This is a genomic window from Streptomyces sp. GMY02 (genome assembly GCF_019056675.1).
Lineage (GTDB): Bacteria > Actinomycetota > Actinomycetes > Streptomycetales > Streptomycetaceae > Streptomyces > Streptomyces odonnellii.
Genome location: NZ_CP077658.1, coordinates 1439174 through 1460258, shown reverse-complemented (window position 1 = coordinate 1460258; position 21085 = coordinate 1439174). Strand labels below are relative to the sequence as shown.

General features: G+C 70.4%; 18 protein-coding genes. 16 read left to right on the top strand and 2 right to left on the bottom strand.

Features of this window, described 5'->3' with window-relative positions:
• Positions 1–111: 111 nt before the first annotated feature.
• On the bottom strand, positions 112–1083 hold the full coding sequence (locus KQY30_RS06065; RefSeq protein WP_217305919.1) for a 2-dehydropantoate 2-reductase: 972 nt from the start codon (positions 1081–1083) through the stop codon (positions 112–114).
• 199 nt (positions 1084–1282) lie between these two features.
• Between KQY30_RS06065 and KQY30_RS06060 the strand changes: the two genes are divergently transcribed.
• From KQY30_RS06060 to KQY30_RS06040, 5 genes are all read left to right on the top strand, one after another.
• Positions 1283–2662 carry an OFA family MFS transporter gene (locus tag KQY30_RS06060; RefSeq protein ID WP_217305918.1) on the top strand — a complete coding sequence of 460 codons (1380 nt, stop codon included), beginning with the start codon at positions 1283–1285 and terminating at the stop codon, positions 2660–2662.
• Positions 2610–2774: a hypothetical protein gene (locus tag KQY30_RS06055; protein WP_198533878.1), complete on the top strand. Its 165-nt coding sequence runs from the start codon at positions 2610–2612 to the stop codon at positions 2772–2774. The genes KQY30_RS06060 and KQY30_RS06055 overlap by 53 nt, the downstream gene beginning before the upstream one ends.
• 181 nt (positions 2775–2955) lie before the next feature.
• A complete protein-coding gene (locus tag KQY30_RS06050) occupies positions 2956–3903 on the top strand; it encodes a beta-ketoacyl-ACP synthase III (protein ID WP_217305917.1) in 948 nt (315 codons plus the stop codon).
• 93 nt (positions 3904–3996) lie between these two features.
• Positions 3997–4689, top strand: a complete 693-nt coding sequence (locus tag KQY30_RS06045; protein WP_217305916.1) for a GntR family transcriptional regulator — start codon at positions 3997–3999, stop codon at positions 4687–4689.
• 275 nt (positions 4690–4964) lie between these two features.
• Positions 4965–6146, top strand: a complete 1182-nt coding sequence (locus tag KQY30_RS06040) for an ROK family transcriptional regulator (RefSeq protein ID WP_046503625.1) — start codon at positions 4965–4967, stop codon at positions 6144–6146.
• On the opposite strand, the gene KQY30_RS06035 is transcribed toward KQY30_RS06040, so the two are convergent.
• Positions 6143–6466: a hypothetical protein gene (locus KQY30_RS06035; RefSeq protein WP_217305915.1), complete on the bottom strand. Its 324-nt coding sequence runs from the start codon at positions 6464–6466 to the stop codon at positions 6143–6145. The two genes, KQY30_RS06040 and KQY30_RS06035, sit on opposite strands and share 4 nt — an antisense overlap.
• 80 nt (positions 6467–6546) lie before the next feature.
• Here KQY30_RS06035 and KQY30_RS06030 point away from each other — a divergent pair, with 80 nt between their 5' ends.
• From KQY30_RS06030 to KQY30_RS05980, 11 genes are all read left to right on the top strand, one after another.
• Entirely contained in the window at positions 6547–8079 is a 1533-nt protein-coding gene (locus KQY30_RS06030) for a sugar ABC transporter ATP-binding protein (RefSeq protein ID WP_217305914.1), read from the top strand.
• Positions 8076–9137 carry an ABC transporter permease gene (locus KQY30_RS06025; protein WP_198533877.1) on the top strand — a complete coding sequence of 354 codons (1062 nt, stop codon included), beginning with the start codon at positions 8076–8078 and terminating at the stop codon, positions 9135–9137. Before KQY30_RS06030 ends, KQY30_RS06025 begins: the two co-directional genes overlap by 4 nt.
• Before the next feature lie 57 nt (positions 9138–9194).
• A complete protein-coding gene (locus KQY30_RS06020) occupies positions 9195–10235 on the top strand; it encodes a substrate-binding domain-containing protein (protein ID WP_217305913.1) in 1041 nt (346 codons plus the stop codon).
• A gap of 50 nt (positions 10236–10285) precedes the next feature.
• Complete coding sequence (locus KQY30_RS06015) at positions 10286–11518, top strand: Gfo/Idh/MocA family protein (RefSeq protein ID WP_254406969.1); 1233 nt, start codon at positions 10286–10288, stop codon at positions 11516–11518.
• Between the two features lie 66 nt (positions 11519–11584).
• Positions 11585–12589: a sugar phosphate isomerase/epimerase gene (locus tag KQY30_RS06010; RefSeq protein WP_217305912.1), complete on the top strand. Its 1005-nt coding sequence runs from the start codon at positions 11585–11587 to the stop codon at positions 12587–12589.
• Between the two features lie 341 nt (positions 12590–12930).
• Positions 12931–16620: a ThuA domain-containing protein gene (locus KQY30_RS06005; RefSeq protein WP_217305911.1), complete on the top strand. Its 3690-nt coding sequence runs from the start codon at positions 12931–12933 to the stop codon at positions 16618–16620.
• A gap of 105 nt (positions 16621–16725) precedes the next feature.
• Positions 16726–17877: an inositol-3-phosphate synthase gene (locus KQY30_RS06000; protein ID WP_217305910.1), complete on the top strand. Its 1152-nt coding sequence runs from the start codon at positions 16726–16728 to the stop codon at positions 17875–17877.
• Positions 17874–18776 (top strand): SCO3242 family prenyltransferase, encoded by a 903-nt coding sequence (locus KQY30_RS05995; protein WP_254406968.1) that lies wholly within the window; start codon positions 17874–17876, stop codon positions 18774–18776. The genes KQY30_RS06000 and KQY30_RS05995 overlap by 4 nt, the downstream gene beginning before the upstream one ends.
• Entirely contained in the window at positions 18773–19615 is an 843-nt protein-coding gene (locus KQY30_RS05990; RefSeq protein WP_217305909.1) for a sugar phosphate isomerase/epimerase, read from the top strand. The genes KQY30_RS05995 and KQY30_RS05990 overlap by 4 nt, the downstream gene beginning before the upstream one ends.
• Positions 19612–20235: an EboA domain-containing protein gene (locus tag KQY30_RS05985; protein WP_217305908.1), complete on the top strand. Its 624-nt coding sequence runs from the start codon at positions 19612–19614 to the stop codon at positions 20233–20235. Before KQY30_RS05990 ends, KQY30_RS05985 begins: the two co-directional genes overlap by 4 nt.
• Positions 20235–21083 carry a TatD family hydrolase gene (locus tag KQY30_RS05980; protein ID WP_046503602.1) on the top strand — a complete coding sequence of 283 codons (849 nt, stop codon included), beginning with the start codon at positions 20235–20237 and terminating at the stop codon, positions 21081–21083. The genes KQY30_RS05985 and KQY30_RS05980 overlap by 1 nt, the downstream gene beginning before the upstream one ends.
• The last annotated feature ends 2 nt before the right edge of the window (positions 21084–21085 follow it).

Genomic DNA, 21085 nt, shown 5'->3' with positions numbered 1-21085 from the left:
CGCGCCCATTGCATACAGTATTCAGAGGGCGGGTACGCGTGGGAACCCCTCGTAAGGGAATTGACGCGTACCCGCCTGTCGCGAGCGGGGATCAGGTAGTGCCGTACGGGATCAGGCGGCCGCGCCGCGTGCCAGCAGATCCGAGATCGCTTCCACCGTGCGGAGCGTGGGAACCGGCACTCCGGTGAACTCCGCCAGCTCGACCACGGCGGAGAGCAGGACGTCCAGCTCCAGCGGTTTGCCCTTTTCCAGGTCCTGGAGTGTGGACGTGCGGTGGTCGCCCACCCGCTCGGCCCCTGCCAGCCGCTTCTCGATGGAGATGTCGGGGCGGCAGCCCAGCGCCTCCGCGACGGCCAGGGTCTCGGACATCATGTGCTCGATGACCTGGCGGGTGCTGGAGTGCAGGCACATCTCCCGCATGGTGGCCCTGGTGAGGGCGCTGATCGGGTTGAAGGAGATATTGCCGAGAAGCTTGATCCAGATGTCATGGCGCAACTCGGGCTCGACGGGGCATTTGAGGCCGCCCGTCCACATCGCTTCGCTGAATTCCAGACACCTCGGCGACACCGAACGGTTGGGTTCGCCGATGGAGAACCGGGTTCCTTCGAGGTGTCGGACGACGCCCGGACCCTCCAGTTCCGTCGCGGCGTAGACCACGCATCCGATGGCACGCTCGGGCGGCAGTACGGCACTGACGGAACCGAGCGGGTCCACGCTCTCGACCCGGCGGCCGTCATGCGGACCGCCATGGCCGTGGAAATACCACCAGGGGATGCCGTTCTGAGCGGCGATCACCGCGGTGTTCTCCTTGAACAGCGGAGTCACAAGCGGCCCGCACGCCGCGTACGAATTCGCCTTCAGGCCGAGGAACACATAGTCGACCGGGCCGATGTCCTCGGGCCGGTCGGTGGCGTGCACCCGCGCGGTGAAATCGCCGCGAGGGCTGAGCACCCTGACTCCGTGCTCTCTCATGGCTGCGAGATGCGGCCCACGGGCGATGAGATGAACGTCGGCGCCCGCTCGATCGAGGGCTGCTCCGACATAGGCGCCGATCGCTCCGGCGCCGACAACTGCGACTTTCACGGTGGGGCTCTCCGTTCGGTTTGAGGGGGACCGAGGGAAGGGTCACACTCTGTTGCTCGCACCCGGATGGGCGATATATTGTCTACAGTATGGAGTTGTGGTCGACAAGGCTCCCGTTCGGTATGCAGTCGGCAAACTCCACCCTTGATCTTCAAAGGGATCTTCCCTACCGGCTGGTCGGTTCCTAGAGTTCGCGACCATGACCCCACCACTCGCACCCGCCGGCTGGAGCCGCTGGCTGGTGCCCCCCGCCGCGCTGTCGGTGCACCTGTCGATCGGCCAGGCCTATGCCTGGAGTGTGTTCAAACCCGCTCTTGAATCCGCACTCGGTCTCTCCGGCACCGCGAGCGCTCTCCCCTTCCAGCTCGGCATCGTGATGCTGGGCCTGTCGGCCGCGTTCGGCGGCACCCTCGTCGAACGCAATGGGCCCCGCTGGGCGATGACCGTCGCCCTCTGCTGTTTCTCCTCGGGCTTTCTGCTCGCCGCGCTCGGCGCCGCCACCGAGCAGTACTGGCTGATCGTCTTCGGCTACGGATTCGTCGGCGGCATAGGCCTCGGCATCGGTTACATCTCCCCGGTCTCCACCCTGATCAAGTGGTTCCCCGACCGGCCGGGCATGGCCACCGGCATCGCCATCATGGGCTTCGGCGGCGGCGCCCTCATCGCCTCGCCGTGGTCCGCGCAGATGCTGGAGTCGTACGGGACGGACAGCGGCGGCATCGCGCTCGCCTTCCTGACGCACGGTCTGGTGTACGCGGTGTTCATGTCGCTCGGCGTGCTGCTGGTCCGGGTGCCGAGGCCCGGCGACCGGCCCTCCCAGAGCCCGTCGCGGCCCGCCGCGGGCGCGCTGATATCCACCGCGCAGGTGTCGGCGCGCTCCGCCGTGCGCACGCCCCAGTTCTGGTGCCTGTGGGTCGTGCTCTGCATGAACGTCACCGCGGGCATCGGGATCCTGGAGAAGGCCGCCCCGATGATCACCGACTTCTTCGCGGAGACGGACACCCCGGTCTCCGTCTCGGCCGCGGCCGGGTTCGTGGCTCTGCTCTCCGCCGCCAACATGGCCGGGCGCATCGGCTGGTCGTCCACCTCGGACCTGATCGGCCGCAAGAACATGTACCGCGTCTATCTGGGCGTGGGCGCGGTGATGTATCTGCTGATCGCGCTGTTCGGCGACACCGCCAAGCCGCTGTTCGTGCTCTGCGCGCTGGTGATCCTCTCCTTCTACGGAGGCGGCTTCGCGACGATCCCCGCGTACCTCAAGGACCTCTTCGGCACCTACCAGGTCGGCGCCATCCACGGCCGGCTGCTCACCGCGTGGTCGACCGCGGGCGTCCTCGGCCCGCTCATCGTCAACGGGGTCGCGGACAGCCAGGAAGCGGCCGGCAAGAGCGGCTCAGGACTGTACGGACTGTCCTTCACCATCATGATCGGCCTGCTGGTCGTCGGCTTCGTCGCCAATGAACTCGTCAGGCCCGTCCACCCCCGCCACCATGTCCCCACCCCGAAGGCCTCGAAGGAGGAAGCGGATGACCAGCTCGCCGACGAACAGCAGCACGACGCCCGGGACCGGGCCGCTTGAGACACCCCGGCGTACCGGTCTGATCATTTTCGCCTGGCTTTGGGTCGGACTCCCGCTCGCGTACGGTGTGTACGAACTGGTCCTCAAAGCCAAGCAGCTCTTCACCGGCTGACCGGACGAACGGCCCCCGCCCGGCCGGGAATCCGGTCGGCCGGGGCCGGTCTCCCCGGGCCGGTTGATCGGGACTCTCCAAGCGGAGCCGGTGAATCCTGTCGGATCACCTGCCCCGTTACCGGTGAGTCGCTGACAAGACTGGAGCACTCCTGACGTCGACAGCAGAGGGGGTCCCGGGCATGACCGGCACTCGTATCGCCGCGCTCGGGCACTATCAGCCCGCCAAGGTGCTCACCAATCACGATCTGGCGGCCATCGTCGACACGAGTGACGAGTGGATCAGCAGCCGCGTCGGCATCAGGACCCGCCATGTCGCCGGTCCCGACGAGCCCGTGGACGAACTGGCCGCGCAGGCGGGCGCCAAGGCGCTCGCCGCCGCCGGACTCACCCCGGCGGACATCGATCTCGTACTCGTCGCCACCTCCACCGCCGTCGACCGCTCGCCGAACACGGCCGCGCGGGTCGCCGCCCGGCTCTCCATGGGCTCGCCCGCGGTGATGGACCTCAATGTGGTCTGCGCGGGCTTCACCCATGCCCTGGCCACCGCCGATCACGCCGTGAGAGCCGGCTCCGCGGCCCGCGTGCTGGTCATCGGCGCGGACAAGATGACGGCGGTCACCGACTGGGCGGATCGTTCCACGTGTGTGCTGGTCGGCGACGGCGCGGGCGCGGCGGTGGTCGTGGCGGACGAGACCGCCGGGGAGCCGGGGATCGGCCCGGTGCTCTGGGGCTCGGTGCCGGAGATGGGCCATGCCGTACGGATCGAGGGCACTCCGTCCCGGTTCGCGCAGGAGGGCCAGTCCGTCTACCGCTGGGCCACCACCCAGTTGCCGCCGATCGCGCGGAAGGTCTGCGAGCGGGCGGGGCTCGCTCCCGAGGATCTGGCCGCGGTCGTGCTCCACCAGGCGAACCTGCGGATCATCGAGCCCGTCGCCCAGAAGATCGGCGCGATCAACGCCGTCATCGCCCGTGATGTCGTGGTATCGGGTAACACGTCCGCCGCCTCGATCCCCATGGCCCTGTCCAAGCTCGTGGACCGGGGGGAGGTCGAATCCGGGGCCCCAGCATTGCTTTTCGGTTTCGGGGGGAACCTGTCCTATGCGGGCCAGGTGATCCGGTGCCCATAATTCCGGCCGTTCTCGTAGACTGTAGACGATAGCCAATGTCTTGAAGTGAGTCGCTACTGTCATTGACACCGCCGGCCAAGAGGGGGACCCGCGATGTTGTCCGCGAAACTGGCACAAGGGGCCGTACCCAAGCTCGAACGACCTGGTCCGCTGCGTGAGCGTGTGTACGAAGCCCTGCTCGAACTCATTACGATCAGGCAGCTCCAGCCGGGCCAGCATCTCGTGGAGAGCGAGCTGGCGGGCCATCTCGGCGTCTCCCGGCAGCCGGTGCGCGAGGCGCTCCAGCGGCTCAACACCGAGGGCTGGGTGGATCTGCGCCCGGCTCAGGGCGCCTTCGTCCATGAGCCGACCGAGGAGGAGGCGGACCAGTTGCTCTCGGTCCGTACGCTTCTGGAGGCGGAGGCCGCCCGGCTCGCCGCCGCCAACTCCGGCTCGGCCGGGATCGCCGCGCTGGAGGCGCTGTGCGCCCAGGGGGAGCAGTCCGTGGCGGACGACGATGTCGATCTGACGGTCGCCACCAACGCGGCCTTCCATGCCAAGGTGATGGAGCTGGCGGGCAATCTCGTACTGGCCGAACTGGCCGCGAGAGTGGACCGCCGGGTGCGCTGGTACTACACGCCGGTCGCCCGGCAGCGGGGCAAACAGTCCTGGATCGAGCACCGGGAGCTGATCGCCGCGATCGCGACGAGGGACGAGAAGCGCGCGGTCGAGGTGATGAAGGCGCACACCGAGCACACCCGTACGACCTACCACCACCGCACCCAGTCACCGTCCCGGCCGTCCTGACCGGCCGGGCCGCGGGCTCTCCGTAGCGGGTGGTGAGCCCTCAGTACTTCTCGGACATTCAGTGTGGACGAGAAGAGCAGTAACAGACGGGAAAAGACAGACACAAGGCCCCACGGGGCCCCAAAAGGCATGCCAAAAAACAGCTTTGTCCTCGGTGTGGAGAAAGTTGGGACGGATTCCCGCTCAACTTCTTCCCACTGAGGGCAAGCGCTGCTACGTTCCCTCGAAAGCCCGGCAAACATGGCCGAGAAGGCGGGGAGGGGCGCGTGAGACGTATGACGGCACGACCCGCGAACGCCCATCAGGCGCGACTGCTCAGACTGTTGCGCGACGGTGGGCCCAACTCCCGCGCGCAGCTCGGCGACCAGGTGGACCTGTCGCGCTCCAAGCTCGCCGTCGAGGTGGACCGTCTGCTGGAGACCGGACTGGTCGTCGCCGACGGACTCGCCGCCTCGCGCGGTGGCCGGCGCTCCCACAACATCCGGCTGGCGCCCGCCCTGCGCTTCCTCGGCGTCGACATCGGCGCCACATCCATCGATGTGGCCGTGACCAACGCCGAGCTGGAGGTGCTGGGGCATCTCAACCACCCCATGGACGTCCGCGAAGGGCCCGTCGCCATCTTCGAGCAGGTGCTCGCCATGGCGGCCAAGCTCAAGGTCACCGGGCTCGCCGAGGAGTTCGACGGGGCGGGGATCGGCGTTCCCGGTCCGGTCCGCTTCCCGGAGGGCGTGCCCGTCGCGCCGCCGATCATGCCCGGCTGGGACGGCTTTCCGGTCCGGGAGGCCCTCAGCCAGGAGCTGGGCTGCCCGGTCATGGTCGACAACGATGTGAACCTGATGGCGATGGGGGAGCAGCACGCGGGCGTCGCGCGCTCCGCCGGGGACTTCCTCTGCATCAAGATCGGCACCGGTATCGGCTGCGGCATCGTCGTCGGCGGCGAGGTCTACCGCGGTACGACCGGCAGCGCCGGGGACATCGGCCATATCCAGGTCGTGGCGGACGGCCGCGCCTGCGCCTGTGGCAACAAGGGCTGTCTGGAGGCCTACTTCAGCGGCGCCGCGCTCGCCCGTGACGCCGAGGACGCGGCGCGCACCGGGCGCTCGCCCGAACTGGCCGCCCGGCTGGAGGAGTCGGGCCGGCTGACCGCGGTGGATGTCGCCGCGGCGGCCGCCGCCGGAGACCCCACCGCGCTCGACCTCATCCGCGAGGGCGGGAACCGGGTCGGCCAGGTGATCGCCGGACTCGTCAGCTTCTTCAATCCAGCGCTGGTGGTGATCGGCGGCGGGGTGACCGGCCTCGGGCACACGCTGCTGGCCAGTGTCCGGACCCAGGTCTACCGGCAGTCGCTGCCGCTGGCCACCGGCAATCTCCCCATAGTCCTGGGCGAGTTGGGCCCGACGGCCGGGGTCACCGGCGCGGCCCGGCTCATCAGCGACCACCTGTTCTCACCGGCCTAGGCCGGTACCGCACCACGCACCACCGGGCACCACCGCACCACCCGTACGAACCGCGCCACCCGCAAGAGCCGCGCCACCCGCAAGAGCCGCACCACCAGCACCGCCGGGCACCACCCGTACGAGCCGCCCCACCGGCACCCCCGCACCGCCGGGCACCACCCCGTACCGGACCGGGCGCACCACCCGAACGACCAGCACCAGCCGTACCACCCCGTACGAGCCGTACCACCCGCACCACCCCGTACGAGCCGCACCCGCATCCGATACCGCTGCGCTCCCGCGAGCCGCAGCACCCGTACGAGCCGCACACCACCCATCACAGCGCCGCCGCACCTGGCTCCGCCCTGCCCTTGTCCAGTCCTGCCCGCGGGGCGGGCCGCATCCGCCGAGGGGATACGCCATGGCACCAGCACCACCCGAAACCCTTCTGCTCACCATGTCCGGCATCATCAAGACGTTTCCCGGTGTCCGCGCGCTCGACGGTGTGGACCTGGAGGTCCAGGCGGGCGAGGTCCACTGCCTGCTCGGCCAGAACGGCGCCGGCAAGTCCACCCTCATCAAGGTGCTCGCCGGGGCCCACCAGCCCGACGGCGGAGTGATCACCTGGCGGGGCGAGGCCGTCACACTCAAGTCGCCCATCGCCGCCATGCGGCTGGGCATCGCGACCATCTACCAGGAACTCGACCTGGTCGAGGGCCTGTCCGTGGCCGAGAACATCTTCCTCGGCCATGAGCCCACCAGCGCCGGCTTCGTCATCAAGGGCCGGGAGGCCAGGGCCGCGGCGACCGCGCTGCTCAAGCGGCTCGGCCACCCCGAGATCCAGGCGCACACGCCCGTCGGTGAACTCTCCGCCGCACAGCAGCAGATCGTGTCCATGGCCCGCGCGCTCTCCCACGACGTACGGCTCATCGTGATGGACGAGCCGTCCGCCGCCCTCGACCCCGACGAGGTCGACAACCTCTTCCGGGTCGTCTCCACCCTGACCGCCGACGGTGTGGCCGTCATCTACATCTCCCACCGGCTGGAGGAGATCCGGCGCATCGGCGACCGGGTCACCGTCATCAAGGACGGCCGTACGGTGGCCGTCGCGCTGCCGGCGAAGGAGACCCCGACCCGCGAGGTCGTCGCCCTGATGACCGGCCGCAACGTCGAGTACGTTTTCCCCGAGCGGCCCGCCGCGCCCGCCTCCGCCGACGCCGCGCCCGTACTGCGGGTCGAAGGCCTCACCAGGACCGGGGAGTTCGAGCCGGTCGACCTCGAACTGCGGCCCGGCGAGATCGTCGGACTCGCGGGGCTCGTGGGCTCGGGGCGCTCCGAGATCCTGGAGACCATCTACGGGGCGCGCAAGCCCACCGCGGGTCGTGTCCTCGTCGGCGGCGCCCCGCTGCGGCCCGGCAGCGTACCCTCCGCCGTCCGCGCGGGACTCGGCCTGGCGCCCGAGGAGCGCAAGGCCCAGGCGCTGCTGATGCTCGAATCGGTCACCCGCAATGTGTCGGTGTCCTCGCTCTCGCGGTTCGCGCGGATCGGCTGGCTCGACCGCTCGGCCGAGCGGAACGCGGCCAGGAAGGCCACCAGGGAACTCTCCCTGCGCCCCGACAACCCGGAGGCCCGGATCCGCACCCTCTCCGGCGGCAACCAGCAGAAGGCGGTCCTCGCCCGCTGGCTGCTGCGCGGCTGCCGGGTCCTGCTGCTCGACGAACCCACCCGGGGCGTCGACGTCGGCGCCCGCGCCGAGCTGTACGCCGTGATCCGCCGGCTGGCCGACGAAGGCCTCGCCGTGCTGCTCGTCTCCAGCGAGGTCCCCGAAGTACTGGGCCTCGCCGACCGGGTGCTGGTGCTCCGGGAGGGCCGGGTCGTCCACCGGGCGCCCGCCCAGGAGCTCGACGAGCACCGTGTACTCGACCTTGTGATGGAAGGGAGCCCGACGCCATGAAACAGCCTGCCTCCGAGGCACAGCAGGGCGGGCCCGAAGCCGCGCCCGAGCCGCCCGTCCTGTCCGCGTCCACAGCCAAGTCCGCGGAGGAGAAGGGCGGTTGGCGGAGCCTCGGGCTGCGTCTCGACGTCCGTAACCTCTCGCTGCTCGGGGTGCTCGCCGCGCTGATCGTGGTCGGCGGCATCACCAAGCCCGAGCAGTTCCTGGACACCAACAACCTCCAGCTCGTCCTCACCCAGGCCTCGGTCATCGGCGTGGTCACGGTCGGCATGACCTTTGTGATCACCAGCGGCGGCATCGACCTGTCGGTCGGCGCCATCGTGGCCCTCTCCTCGGTCTGGGCGACCACGCTCGCCACCCAGCAGTACGGCTTCGCCGGCATCCTGTTCACGGCGGTGGTGGTCGGTCTGGGCTGCGGTCTGGTGAACGGGCTGCTCATCGCGTACGGCGGGATGGTGCCGTTCATCGCGACCCTCGCGATGCTGGCCTCCGCCCGGGGCCTCGCCCTCCAGATCACCGAGGGCAAGACCCAGATCGTCACCGTGAACTCGGTGCTCGACCTCGGCATACCCGACTCGTACGTCCTGGGCGTCCCGCCGCTCGTGCTGGTTTTCGCGGCCGTCACGGTGATCGGCTGGCTGGTGCTGAACCGTACGACCTTCGGGCGGCGCACCGTCGCCGTCGGCGGCAACGCCGAGGCCGCCAGGCTCGCCGGTATCGACGTACGGCGCCAGCGGCTCTATCTCTATCTGCTCTCCGGGCTCTGCTGCGGTATCGCGGCCTTCCTGCTGATCATCCTGGCCGGCTCGGGACAGAACACCAACGGAAACCTGTACGAGCTGGACGCCATCGCCGCCGCGATCATCGGCGGCACCCTGCTCAGCGGCGGCCGCGGCACCATCGTCGGCTCCGTCCTCGGTGTCCTGGTCTTCACCACGATCACCAATATCTTCGCGCTCAACAATCTCCAGAGCGATGTCCAGCAGATCGCGAAGGGCGCCATCATCGTCGCCGCCGTACTGGTCCAGCGCCGCACCATGCGCAACGGCGAGGCCTGACTTCCGGTCTCGCACCCGCTTTCCCTGTACCGCCCTACCCTGAAGGGTTGAACCGCCATGCCAGAAACGAGCCGCAGAGGGCTGCTCTTCGGCACCGCCGCCATCTCCGCGGGTGCCCTCCTCACCGCCTGTACCAGCAATGAGCCCGAGAAGAAGGAGTCGGCGGCCAACAGCCAGCCGGCCGCCGCGGACGACAAGCCCGGCACGCCCGTCACCATCGGTTTCGCGGGCCCCCAGGCCGACCACGGCTGGCTCAACGCGATCAACGAGAACGCCAAGTCGCGTGCGGCGAAGTACTCGGAGGTGACGCTGGACATCACCGAGGGCTCCAACGACACCGCCGCCCAGATCGGCCAGGTCGAGACGCTGATCAACAAGAAGGTCGACGTCCTGGTGATCCTGCCGGCCGACGGCAAGGCGCTCACCCAGGTCGGCCTCAAGGCCATGCGCGCCGGTATCCCGGTCATCAACCTGGACCGGATCTTCGCCGACCCGCAGGCGTACCGCTGCTGGGTCGGTGGCGACAACTACGGCATGGGCGTCAGCGCCGGCAACTACATCGGCGAGAAGCTCAAGGACAAGCCGAACGCCACCGTCATCGAGCTGGCCGGTCTCGACAACCTGGAGCTGACCCAGCAGCGCACCAAGGGCTTCGACGACGCCCTGAAGAACTTCCCGAACATCAAGAAGGTCGCCCGCCAGGCGGCCGACTTCACCGTCGAGTCGGGCCAGGCCAAGATGGCCCAGCTCCTCCAGGCCCAGGCCAGCTTCGACGCCCTGTGGAACCACGACGACGACCAGGGTGTCGGCGCGCTGCGCGCCATCCAGCAGGCGGGCCGCGACGGCTTCCTGATGGTCGGCGGCGCCGGCGCCAAGTCGGCGATGGACGCCATCAAGGCCGACAACAGCGTGCTCAAGGCCACCGTGCTCTACCCGCCCACCATGGCCGCCTCCGCCATCGACCTGGCCCGCGCGCTGGGCCAGGCCAAGGGTGTCAGCGGTCTGGCCGAGCTGGAGATCCCGGTCTCGGTCACGTGCTACTCGGCCGTTGTCGACAAGGAGAACGTCGACCAGTACCTGCCTACGGGCTTTAGCTGACCGGTCCGACAGCGGCCGCCCCCACCAGCGACAGACGAGGAGTACTCCGTATGACCCCCGAAGCGTCGGAGAAAGAGGCCGGTGCGCCACCCGCACTCGGTATCGGCATGGTCGGATACGCGTTCATGGGCGCCGCCCACTCGCAGGGGTGGCGTACCGCGGGACATGTCTTCGACCTGCCGATGCGGCCCGTGCTCGCCGCGATCTGCGGACGTGACGAGAGCGCCGTACGGGCCGCGGCGGACAGACACGGCTGGGCCGCCGCCGAGACCGACTGGCGGCGGCTCATCGAGCGCGACGATGTGCAGGTGGTCGATGTCTGCACCCCCGGGGACAGCCATGCGGAGATCGCCATCGCCGCGCTGGAGGCGGGCAAGCACGTGCTGTGCGAGAAGCCCCTCGCCAACTCGGTGGCCGAGGCCGAGGCCATGGTCAGGGCCGCCGAGGCGGCGAGGGGGCGCGGCCAGCTCGCCATGGTCGGCTTCAACTACCGCCGGGTGCCCGCCGTCTCGTACGCCAGGCAACTCATCCAGGAGGGCCGGCTCGGCACGCTGCGGCATGTCCGGGTCACCTATCTCCAGGACTGGCTGGTCGATCCGGAGTTCCCGCTGACCTGGCGGCTCCGGCGCGAGCACGCGGGCTCCGGGGCGCTGGGCGACCTGGGGGCGCACATCATCGACCTGGCGCAGTTCCTGACGGGGGAACTGCTGGTCGGGGTGTCCGCGCTCACGGAGACCTTCGTCAAGGAACGGCCGGTGCTCAGCGGGGCGTCGGCGGGGCTCTCCGCTACCGGCGGCGGCGAGGTCGGCCAGGTCACCGTGGACGACGCCGCGATCTTCACCGGCCGGCTGGCCTCGGGCGCGCTGGCCTCCTTCGAGGCCAGCCGCATGGCGGCGGGACGCAAGAACGCGCTGCATCTGGAGATCAACGGCGAGCGCGGTTCGCTCGCCTTCGATCTGGAGCGGCTCAACGAGCTGTCGTTCCACGACCACACCGAGCCCGCGCCCTCGTCCGGCTTCCGCCGGATCCTGGTCACCGAGCCGGAGCATCCGTACCTCGACGCCTGGTGGCCGCCGGGGCACGCGCTCGGCTACGAGCACACCTTCGTCCACCAGGCCCGCGATCTGGTCGAGGCGGTCGCCGCCGGGACCGGCCCCGTACCGTCCTTCGCGGACGGGCTCCAGGTGCAGCGGGTGCTGGCCGCGGTGGAGGACAGCGCGGCGAAGAACGCGGTGTACACGCCGGTGCCTTCGCCGTCGGGAACCGGCGGGGACGCCGCGTAGCAGGTAGAGAAGACGTAGCACGACAGAGCAACGCAGCCACAGAGCGATACAGAGAAGGAGGTCCGAATGCCACGCCCGTTCACGCTGTTCACCGGCCAGTGGGCCGATCTGCCCCTGGAGGAGGTGTGCAGGCACGCCCGTGACTTCGGTTACGACGGCCTGGAACTCGCCTGCTGGGGCGACCACTTCGAGGTCGACAAGGCGCTCTCCGACCCCGGCTATCTGGACAGCCGCCACCAGTTGCTCGACAAGTACGGGCTGAAGTGCTGGGCGATCTCCAACCACCTCGTCGGCCAGGCCGTCTGCGACAGCCCCATCGACGAGCGCCACCAGGGCATCCTGCCGTCCCGTATCTGGGGCGACGGCGAGCCCGAGGGCGTCAGGCAGCGCGCCGCCGCCGAGATCAAGGACACCGCCAGGGCCGCGGCCGCCTTCGGGGTGGACACGGTCATCGGCTTCACCGGCTCCTCGATCTGGCACCTGGTCGCGATGTTCCCGCCCGTACCGCCCGGCATGATCGACCGGGGGTACGAGGACTTCGCGGAGCGGTGGAACCCGATCCTGGACGTCTTCGACGCCGAGGGGGTGCGGTTCGCCCACGAGGTGCACCCCAGCGAGATCGCCTACGACTACTGGACCACGAAGCGCGCGCTGGAGGCGGTCGGCAACCGGCCCGCGTTCGGGCTGAACTTCGACCCGAGCCACTTCGTCTGGCAGGACCTGGACCCGGTCAACTTCCTCTACGACTTCCGGGACCGGATCTACCACGTCGACTGCAAGGAGGCGCGCAAGCGCCTCGACGGCCGCAACGGCCGGCTCGGCTCGCACCTGCCGTGGGGCGACCCGCGGCGCGGCTGGGACTTCGTCTCGGCCGGCCACGGCGACGTCCCGTGGGAGGACGTCTTCCGGATGCTCCGTTCGATCGGGTACGAGGGACCCATCTCGGTCGAGTGGGAGGACGCGGGCATGGATCGGCTCGCGGGAGCGCCCGAGGCCCTCAGGGACCTCAAGCGCTTCGACTTCGACGCACCCACCGCGTCCTTCGACGCGGCCTTCGGCGGCGGGGAGTAGCGCCTTCGGCTCCAGCGGGGCCGGACAGAGCCTGGTGGCGGCCCCATGCCACCAGGCGGTCCGGCCTGCCCGGAATCCGCTTTGTCCTGGGGGAGGAAAAAGTACAACTTCTCCTCTGCGCAAGGTCTTTCGGTCCCGGACGAACACAGCTACGGTCCACTGAGATGTACAGGACATAGGTGGTCTCCGATGTGACGGCGCACTTCGGAGACGTGGCCACCTCCCCCGGGGACCCGGTGCAGGACGAGCACCCGGTCCCTCCCCGGGGAGGCGAGCGCGACAGACGAACACCGCGCTCCTTGGCACCAGCACGTACGAACAGCCCATTGTGGAGGACTTTCGTGCACAGAAAACGCCCCAGAGCCAGAACCCTCCTCGCACTCCTGACGGGCGCGCTGCTCGCAGGCTCAACCCTCAGCGCCGTACCCGCCGCCGCGCATCCGGACCATCCGGACGTAGCGGAGGAAAGCTTTCAGCAGGTGACCCTCGCGAAGGGCGCCGACGAGGTGGGCGAGCCGATGTCGCTCGCCGTCCTGCCGGACCGGCAGGTACTGCACACCTCGCGCGACGGCACGCTCCGGATCACCGACGCCGGCGGCGACACCACCATCGCCGGCACGCTGGACGTCTACAACCATGACGAGGAAGGTCTCCAGGGCGTCGGGGTCGACCCCGACTTCGCCGAGAACCGGGCGATCTATCTCTTCTACGCCCCCAAGCTCAACACCCCCGCCGGCGACGCGCCCGAGAACGGCACGGCCGCCGACTTCGCCCCCTTCGACGGGTACAACCGCCTCTCGCGCTTCACGCTCAACGAGGACGGCACCCTCAACAAGGCGAGCGAGAAGAAGGTCCTCGACGTCGCCACCTCGCGCGGCACCTGCTGCCATGTCGGCGGCGACATCGCCTTCGACGCGGACGGCAACCTCTATCTGTCGACGGGTGACGACACCAACCCCTTCGCCTCCGACGGCTACACGCCGATCGACGAACGGGCCACCCGCAACCCGGCGTTCGACGCCCAGCGCAGCTCCGGCAACACCAACGACCTGCGCGGCAAGGTCCTCCGTATCAAGGTCGCGGAGGACGGCTCGTACACCATCCCCGAGGGCAACCTCTTCGCCCCGGGCACCGAGAAGACGCGCCCCGAGATCTACGCGATGGGGTTCCGCAACCCCTTCCGTATCTCCGTGGACCAGAAGACCGGCATCGTGTACGTCGGTGACTACGGCCCGGACGCCGGCTCGGCGTCGCCGACCCGCGGCCCGGCCGGTCAGGTGGAGTTCGCCCGGGTCACCGAGGCCGGGAACTTCGGCTGGCCGTACTGCACCGGCAAGAACGACGCCTACATCGACTACGACTTCGGGACGCAGGCCTCCGGCGCCGCCTTCGACTGCGCGGCACCGAAGAACACCTCGCCCCACAACACCGGTCTGACGGACCTCCCGCCGGCGCAGCCCGCGTGGATCCCGTACGACGGCGGCAGTGTGCCCGAGTTCGGCTCCGGCTCCGAGTCGCCGACCGGCGGCCCGGTCTACCGGTACGACGCGGACCTGGACTCCCCGGTGAAGTTCCCCGAGTCCTACGACGGCGACTTCTTCGCCGGCGAGTTCGGCCGCCAGTGGATCAAGCGGATCGAGCAGGACGAGAACGGCACGGTCGGCTCGATCAACCCGTTCCCGTGGACCGGCACCCAGGTCATGGACATGGAGTTCGGCCCCGACGGCGCGCTCTACGTCCTCGACTACGGCCTGTCCTGGTTCGGCGGCGACGAGCACTCCGCGCTGTACCGCATCGAGAACTCCACGGGCGGCAAGTCGCCCATCGCCGAGGCCAGTGTCAACAAGACCTCCGGCAAGTCCCCGCTGAGGGCGGTCTTCTCCTCCGCCGGCACCGAGGACCCCGACGGCGACCCCCTCACCTACGCGTGGGACTTCGGTGACGGCGGTACCTCCACCGAGGCCAACCCCACGTACACGTACAAGAAGAACGGCACCTACAGCGCACGGCTCACCGTCACCGACCCGACGGAGCGCACCGCGACGGCGTCCGTACGGATCGTCGTGGGCAACACCGCTCCCACGGTGAAGCTCGAACTGCCCGCCGAGGGAACGCTGTTCAACTTCGGGGACACGCTGCCCTTCAAGGTCACGGTCACCGACCCCGAGGACGGTCCGATCGACTGCTCCAAGGTGATCGTCCGCTACATCCTCGGCCATGACAGCCACGGCCACCCGATCACCTCGGCCAACGGCTGCGAGGGCACCATCACCGCGCCCGCCGACACCGAGCACGACCCCAACGCCAATATCTTCGGGGTCATCGACGCCGAGTACACCGACGGCGGAGGCGGCGGCCAGGCGGCGCTCACCAGCCACGGCCAGGCGCAGCTCCAGCCGCGCCACCGGCAGGCCGAGCACTTCAGCTCCGCCTCCGGCATCAGGACGTACGACAAGGCCCCGGCCAACGGAGGCAAGACCGTCGGCGACATCGACGACGGTGACTGGATCTCCTTCACGCCGTACAACCTGACCGGGTCCAAGACCCTGACCGCCCGGATCTCCTCCGGCGGCGCCGGCGGATTCCTGGAGGTACGGACGGGCTCCGCCACCGGCAACCTGCTCGGCTCCGCGCCGATCCCGGTCACCGGAGGCTGGGAGACCTTCCAGGACATCGACGTACCCCTGCGGTCCGTACCGACGAAGACCACCGAGCTGTTCCTGGTCTTCAAGGGCGCCGTCGGGAACGGCGCGCTCTTCGACCTGGACGACTTCGAGCTCTCCACGGCCGTGCCCGGCAAGACCGAGAAGCGGGTTCTCGTCTTCTCCAGGACCGCCGGGTTCCGCCACGACTCGATCCCCCAGGGTGTCGCCGCGCTCAAGGAGCTGGGCGCCACCACCGGGATCAAGGTCGACGCCACCGAGACGGGCGCCCAGTTCACCACCAACAACCTCGCCCGGTACGACGCGGTGGTCTTCCTCTCCACCACCGGTGACGTCCTCAACGCCGACCAGCAGAAGGCGTTCGAGAACTATGTCGCCACCGGCGGCGGCTACATGGGTGTGCACGCCGCGGCGGACACCGAGTACGACTGGGCGTTCTACGGCGGTCTGGTGGGCGCGTACTTCCAGGGCCACCCGCAGATCCAGTCCGCGACCGTCCGCGTCGAGGACCACGACCACCCGTCGACCGCCCACCTGGACGACGAGTGGCAGCGCACCGACGAGTGGTACAACTACCGCACCAACCCGCGTGAGCAGGCACGGGTCCTCGCCACCCTGGACGAGACCACCTACCAGGGCGGCACCATGAAGGGCGACCACCCGATCGCCTGGTGCCAGACCTACGAGGGCGGCCGGGCCTTCTACACCGGCGGCGGCCACACCAAGGAGTCGTACGCGGACCCCGCCTTCCGTCAGCACCTGCTCGGCGGACTGCGGTACGCGGCCGGCCAGGTGAAGGCCGACTGCAAGCCCAGGACCGGCTACCGGGACCTCTTCAACGGCAAGACGACAGAGGGCTGGAAGCAGGCCGGACCGGGCAAGTTCAACGTCGTGGACGGTGAACTGCGCTCCGAGGGCGGCATGGGCCTGCTCTGGTACCAGGCCAAGGAGTTCAAGTCCTACTCCCTGAAGCTGGACTGGAAGCTGGCCGGGGACGACAACTCCGGTGTGTTCGTGGGCTTCCCGGCCTCCGACGACCCGTGGTCGGCGGTGGACAAGGGGTACGAGGTGCAGATCGACGCCACCGACTCCCCGGACCGCACCACCGGCTCCGTCTACGGCTTCAAGTCGGCCAACATCAAGGTCAGGGACCAGGTTCTGCGCCCGCCGGGGCAGTGGAACAACTATGAGATCAAGGTCCAGGGCGAGCGTCTGCAGATCTTCCTCAACGGCGTGAAGATCAACGACTTCACCAACACGGACCCGGCACGCAGCCTGCAGGACGGCTACATCGGGCTGCAGAACCACGGCGCCGACGACCAGGCGTCCTTCCGCAACATCCAGCTCAAGGAACTGCCGGCCTCCTAGGGACACCTGGGACGGGCGGCCCGTCAGCCGGCGGCGGGCGGGGAGGCGCCGTACCCCCGCCCGCCGCCCACCAACCACACCACACCACCGGCAGGGAGGCAGCCCGTGACGACGAGCGGTACGGAATCGACTGCAGTACGCACCGGAGTCTGGTTCGTCGGAGCCCGCGGCTCCGTCGCCACGACGGCTGTCGCGGGATGCGCGGCGGTCACGGCGGGACTCCACCCCGCGACGGGCATGGTCACCGAGACCCCGCCCTTCAGCGGGACGGGCCTGCCCGCCCTCTCCTCCCTCGTCTTCGGCGGACACGACACGGTGAGCTGTCCGCTGCCCAAGCGCGCCGAGGAACTGACCGCGGCGGGCGTGCTCCCGCATGGCCTGCCCGCCGCGATCCACGCCGAACTCACCGCCGCCGACCAGGAGATCAGGGCCGGCGGCCCGCAGCCGGGGGACACCAGGAGCGACGAGGAACTCATCGCCGCGTTCGCCGCCGACATCGGCGACTTCGCACGGCGCACCGGTGTCGCGCGGACCGTCGTCGTCAATGTCTCCTCCACCGAGCCCACCCCCGCGCCCGACGACCCCCGGCTGCCCGCCAGCTCGCTGTACGCGGCGGCCGCGGTACGGGCCGGCTGCTCGTACGTCAACTTCACGCCCTCCACCGGGCTGCGCACCCCGGCCCTCACAGCGGCCGCCGAGGCCGGCGGACTTCCCCACGCCGGCCGCGACGGCAAGACAGGCCAGACGCTGCTCCGTTCCGTGCTCGCTCCGATGTTCGTGCAGCGTGCCCTGACCGTACGGGCCTGGTCGGGCACGAATCTGCTGGGCGGCGGGGACGGAGCGGCGCTGGCCGACCCGGGCGCGGCGGCGGCCAAGAACGCGGGCAAGGAGCGCGTTCTGGCGGACACCCTGGGCACGGCGCCGGAGGGCGAGGTCCATATCGACGACGTCCCGGCGCTGGGGGACTGGAAGACGGCCTGGGACCACATCGCCTTCGACGGCTTCCTCGGCTCGCGGATGATCCTCCAGACGATCTGGCAGGGCTGCGACTCGGCGCTGGCCGCGCCGCTGGTGCTGGACCTGGCACGGCTGGTGTCGCGCGCGCACGAGGCGGGGCTCAGCGGCCCGCTGCCCGAGCTGGGCTTCTACTTCAAGGACCCGGACGGCGGCTCCTCCGCGCTCGCGGAACAGTTCGAGGCGCTGCTCGGCTTCGCTGACCGGCTGCGCGGGACGGACCGGCTGCGGGAGGCCCGGTGAGCCTGCGCTCGGGCCTGCGGGCCTGGGCCGAACTGCTGCGGGTGTCGGCGCTGTTCACGGTCCCGGGCGACGCCCTGGCCGGCGCGGCGGCGGCCGGCGTACGCGCCAACCGGGGCACGGCGTACGCGGTGGGCGCCTCGCTCTGCCTGTACGAGGCGGGCATGGCGCTCAACGACTGGGCGGACCGCGACGAGGACGCCGTGGACCGCCCGCACCGCCCCATCCCCTCGGGCCGTATCAGCCCCGGGGCGGCGCTGACGGCCGCGGCCGGGCTGACCGCCGCGGGGCTGGCCCTGGCGTCCCGGGCCGGCCGGCCGTCCCTGGCGGTCGGTACGGCGCTGGCCGCCGCGGTCTGGTCGTACGACCTGCGCCTCAAGCACACCCCGGCGGGCCCCGTCGCCATGGGCGCGGCCCGCTCCCTGGACCTGCTCCTCGGCGCGACGGCCACCAGTTCCCGGGGCGGGCGCCCCGTGGCCGCCGGAGCGCGCAGCGCCCTGGGCGCCGCCGGAGTGCTCGGGGCGCACACGGCCGCCGTCACCGTGGTCTCGCGGCAGGAGGCACAGGGCGGTTCGACCGCCGCGCCGCTCGCCGCGCTCGGGGTGACCGCGGGCCTGGGCGTCCTCACCGGCTGGCGGCTGCGCGCCGAGCGCTCCGCCGCCGCGCTGCTCTCCGGGGGCCTCGCCGCCGTATACGCGGGGACCGCCGGAAAGCCCCTGGCGCACGCCGCGCTCAACCCCTCCCCACCGCTCACCCAGCGCGCCGTGGGCGGCGGGATCCGGGCCATGATCCCGCTCCAGGCGGCGCTCGCCGCGCGGGGCGGGGCCGCCGGGACCGCGCTCGGCGTACTGGGACTCGTACCACTGGCACGGACCTTCGCACGGAAAGTGAGCCCCACATGAGTCTGCGCTTCGGATACGGCACCAACGGGCTCACCGATCTCCGGCTCGACGACGCGCTCGCGCTCCTGGCCGATCTCGGATACGACGGTGTCGGGCTCACCCTCGACCATATGCACCTCGACCCCATGGCCCCCGACCTGCCCGCCCGCGTCGACCGCGTCGCCCGGCGGCTGGGGGAGCTGGGGCTCGGGGTCACCGTCGAGACCGGCGGCCGGTATGTGCTCGACCCGCGCCGCAAGCACGGCCCCACCCTGCTCGACCCCGACCCGGAGGACCGCGCCGCCCGCACCGGACTGCTGGTGACGGCCGTTCAGGTCGCCGCCGACCTCGGCGCGCACGCCGTGCACTGCTTCAGCGGGGTCACCCCGGCGGGCACCGACACCGACACCGCGTGGAAGCGGCTCGAAGAGGCGCTGACCCCGGTGGTCGCCGCCGCCGAGAGCGCCGACGTACCGCTCGCCGTCGAGCCGGAGCCCGGCCATCTCGTGTCGGACCTCGCCGGTTTCCACCAGCTCAGACACCGTCTCGGCGACCCGGAACCGCTCGGCCTCACCCTCGACATAGGCCACTGCCAGTGCCTGGAGCCCGCCCCGCCCGCCGACTGTGTCCGCGAGGCCGCGCCCTGGCTGCGGCACGTGCAGATCGAGGACATGCGGCGCGGGGTGCACGAGCATCTCCCGTTCGGCGAGGGCGAGATCGACTTCCCGCCGGTGCTCGCCGCGCTGGCCGCCACCGGCTACGAGGGCCTGACCGTCGTCGAACTGCCCCGCCACTCCCACGCGGGCCCCGAACTCGCCCGTACCTCCCTGGACTTCCTCCGTACGAAGGGAGCAGCATGATCTCGAACCCGCCCGCCCCGACCCGCGAGGACCTGGCTCCCCGTCTGGACGCCGCCGCCGGCACCTGGCTCGACGCGGCCCTGGCCGAGGCCGCCGCCGCTCCGGACGAGCGCGAGGGCGACAACGTTGCCGTCGCACCCTGGGAGCTGCGCTTCGCCGCCGCCGGCCGCCACTGCGGCCAGGAGCACGCCGACTCCGTACGCACCCTGCTCCTCCTGGAGGCCCGCGCCGGGCTCACCACCCTGACCCGGCTCTACCACCAGGGCACCGCCGCCGAGCGCCGTGCCGTTCTGCTCGCCCTGCCCCTGCGCGTCACCGGACCCGGTGCGCTGCCGCTGGTCGAGGACGCCCTGCGGACCAATGACACCCGGCTGGTCGCCGCGGCCGTCGGCCCGTACGCCGCCGCCCATCTCGATCCCCACTCCTGGCGGCACGCCATCCTCAAGTGCCTCTTCACCGGTGTGCCGGTCGCCGCCGTCGACGGCCTGGACAGACGTGCCCACGGAGACGCCGAACTGGCCCGGATGCTCGCCGACTTCGCGGCTGAGCGCACCGCCGCCGGCCGTCCCGTACCCGCCGACCTGTACCACGCGCTCCACCTGACCGGCGAGGAGTCCTGATGCGCATCTTCGACCCCCACATCCATATGACCTCCCGCACCACGGACGACTACCAGGCGATGTACGCCTCCGGAGTCCGCGCCCTGGTCGAGCCGTCCTTCTGGCTCGGTCAGCCCCGTACCTCACCCGAGAGCTTCTTCGACTACTTCGACGCGCTCCTCGGCTGGGAACCGTTCCGCGCCGCGCAGTACGGCATAGCCCACCACTGCACCCTCGCGCTCAACCCCAAAGAGGCCAACGACCCGCGCTGCACGCCCGTCCTGGACGCGCTGCCGCGCTATCTCGTCAAGGACGGTGTCGTCGCCGTCGGCGAGATCGGCTACGACTCGATGACCCCGGCCGAGGACACCGCGCTCGCCGCGCAGCTCCAGCTCGCCGCCGACCACGGCCTGCCCGCGCTGGTCCACACCCCCCACCGCGACAAGCTCGCGGGCCTGCGCCGCACCATCGACGTCGTACGGGAGTCCGCCCTCGACCCGGAGCGGGTGCTGCTCGACCACCTCAACGAGACGACCGTCAAGGACGCGGCGGAGAGCGGCAGTTGGCTCGGCTTCTCCATCTACCCCGACACCAAGATGGACGAGGACCGCATGGTCGCCGTCCTCAAGGCCCACGGCACCGAGAAGGTGCTCGTCAACTCCGCGGCGGACTGGGGCAAGAGCGATCCGCTCAAGACCCGCAAGGTCGCGGACGCCATGCTCGCCGCCGGCTTCGGCGAGGACGACGTCGACCGGGTCCTGTGGCGCAACCCCGTCGCCTTCTACGGGCTCAGCGGACGGCTCCAGCTCGAAGTCGCCGCCCCGGAGGCCCTCCACGAGGGCAACTCCATTCTCCGCGGCGGGGAGTGAGC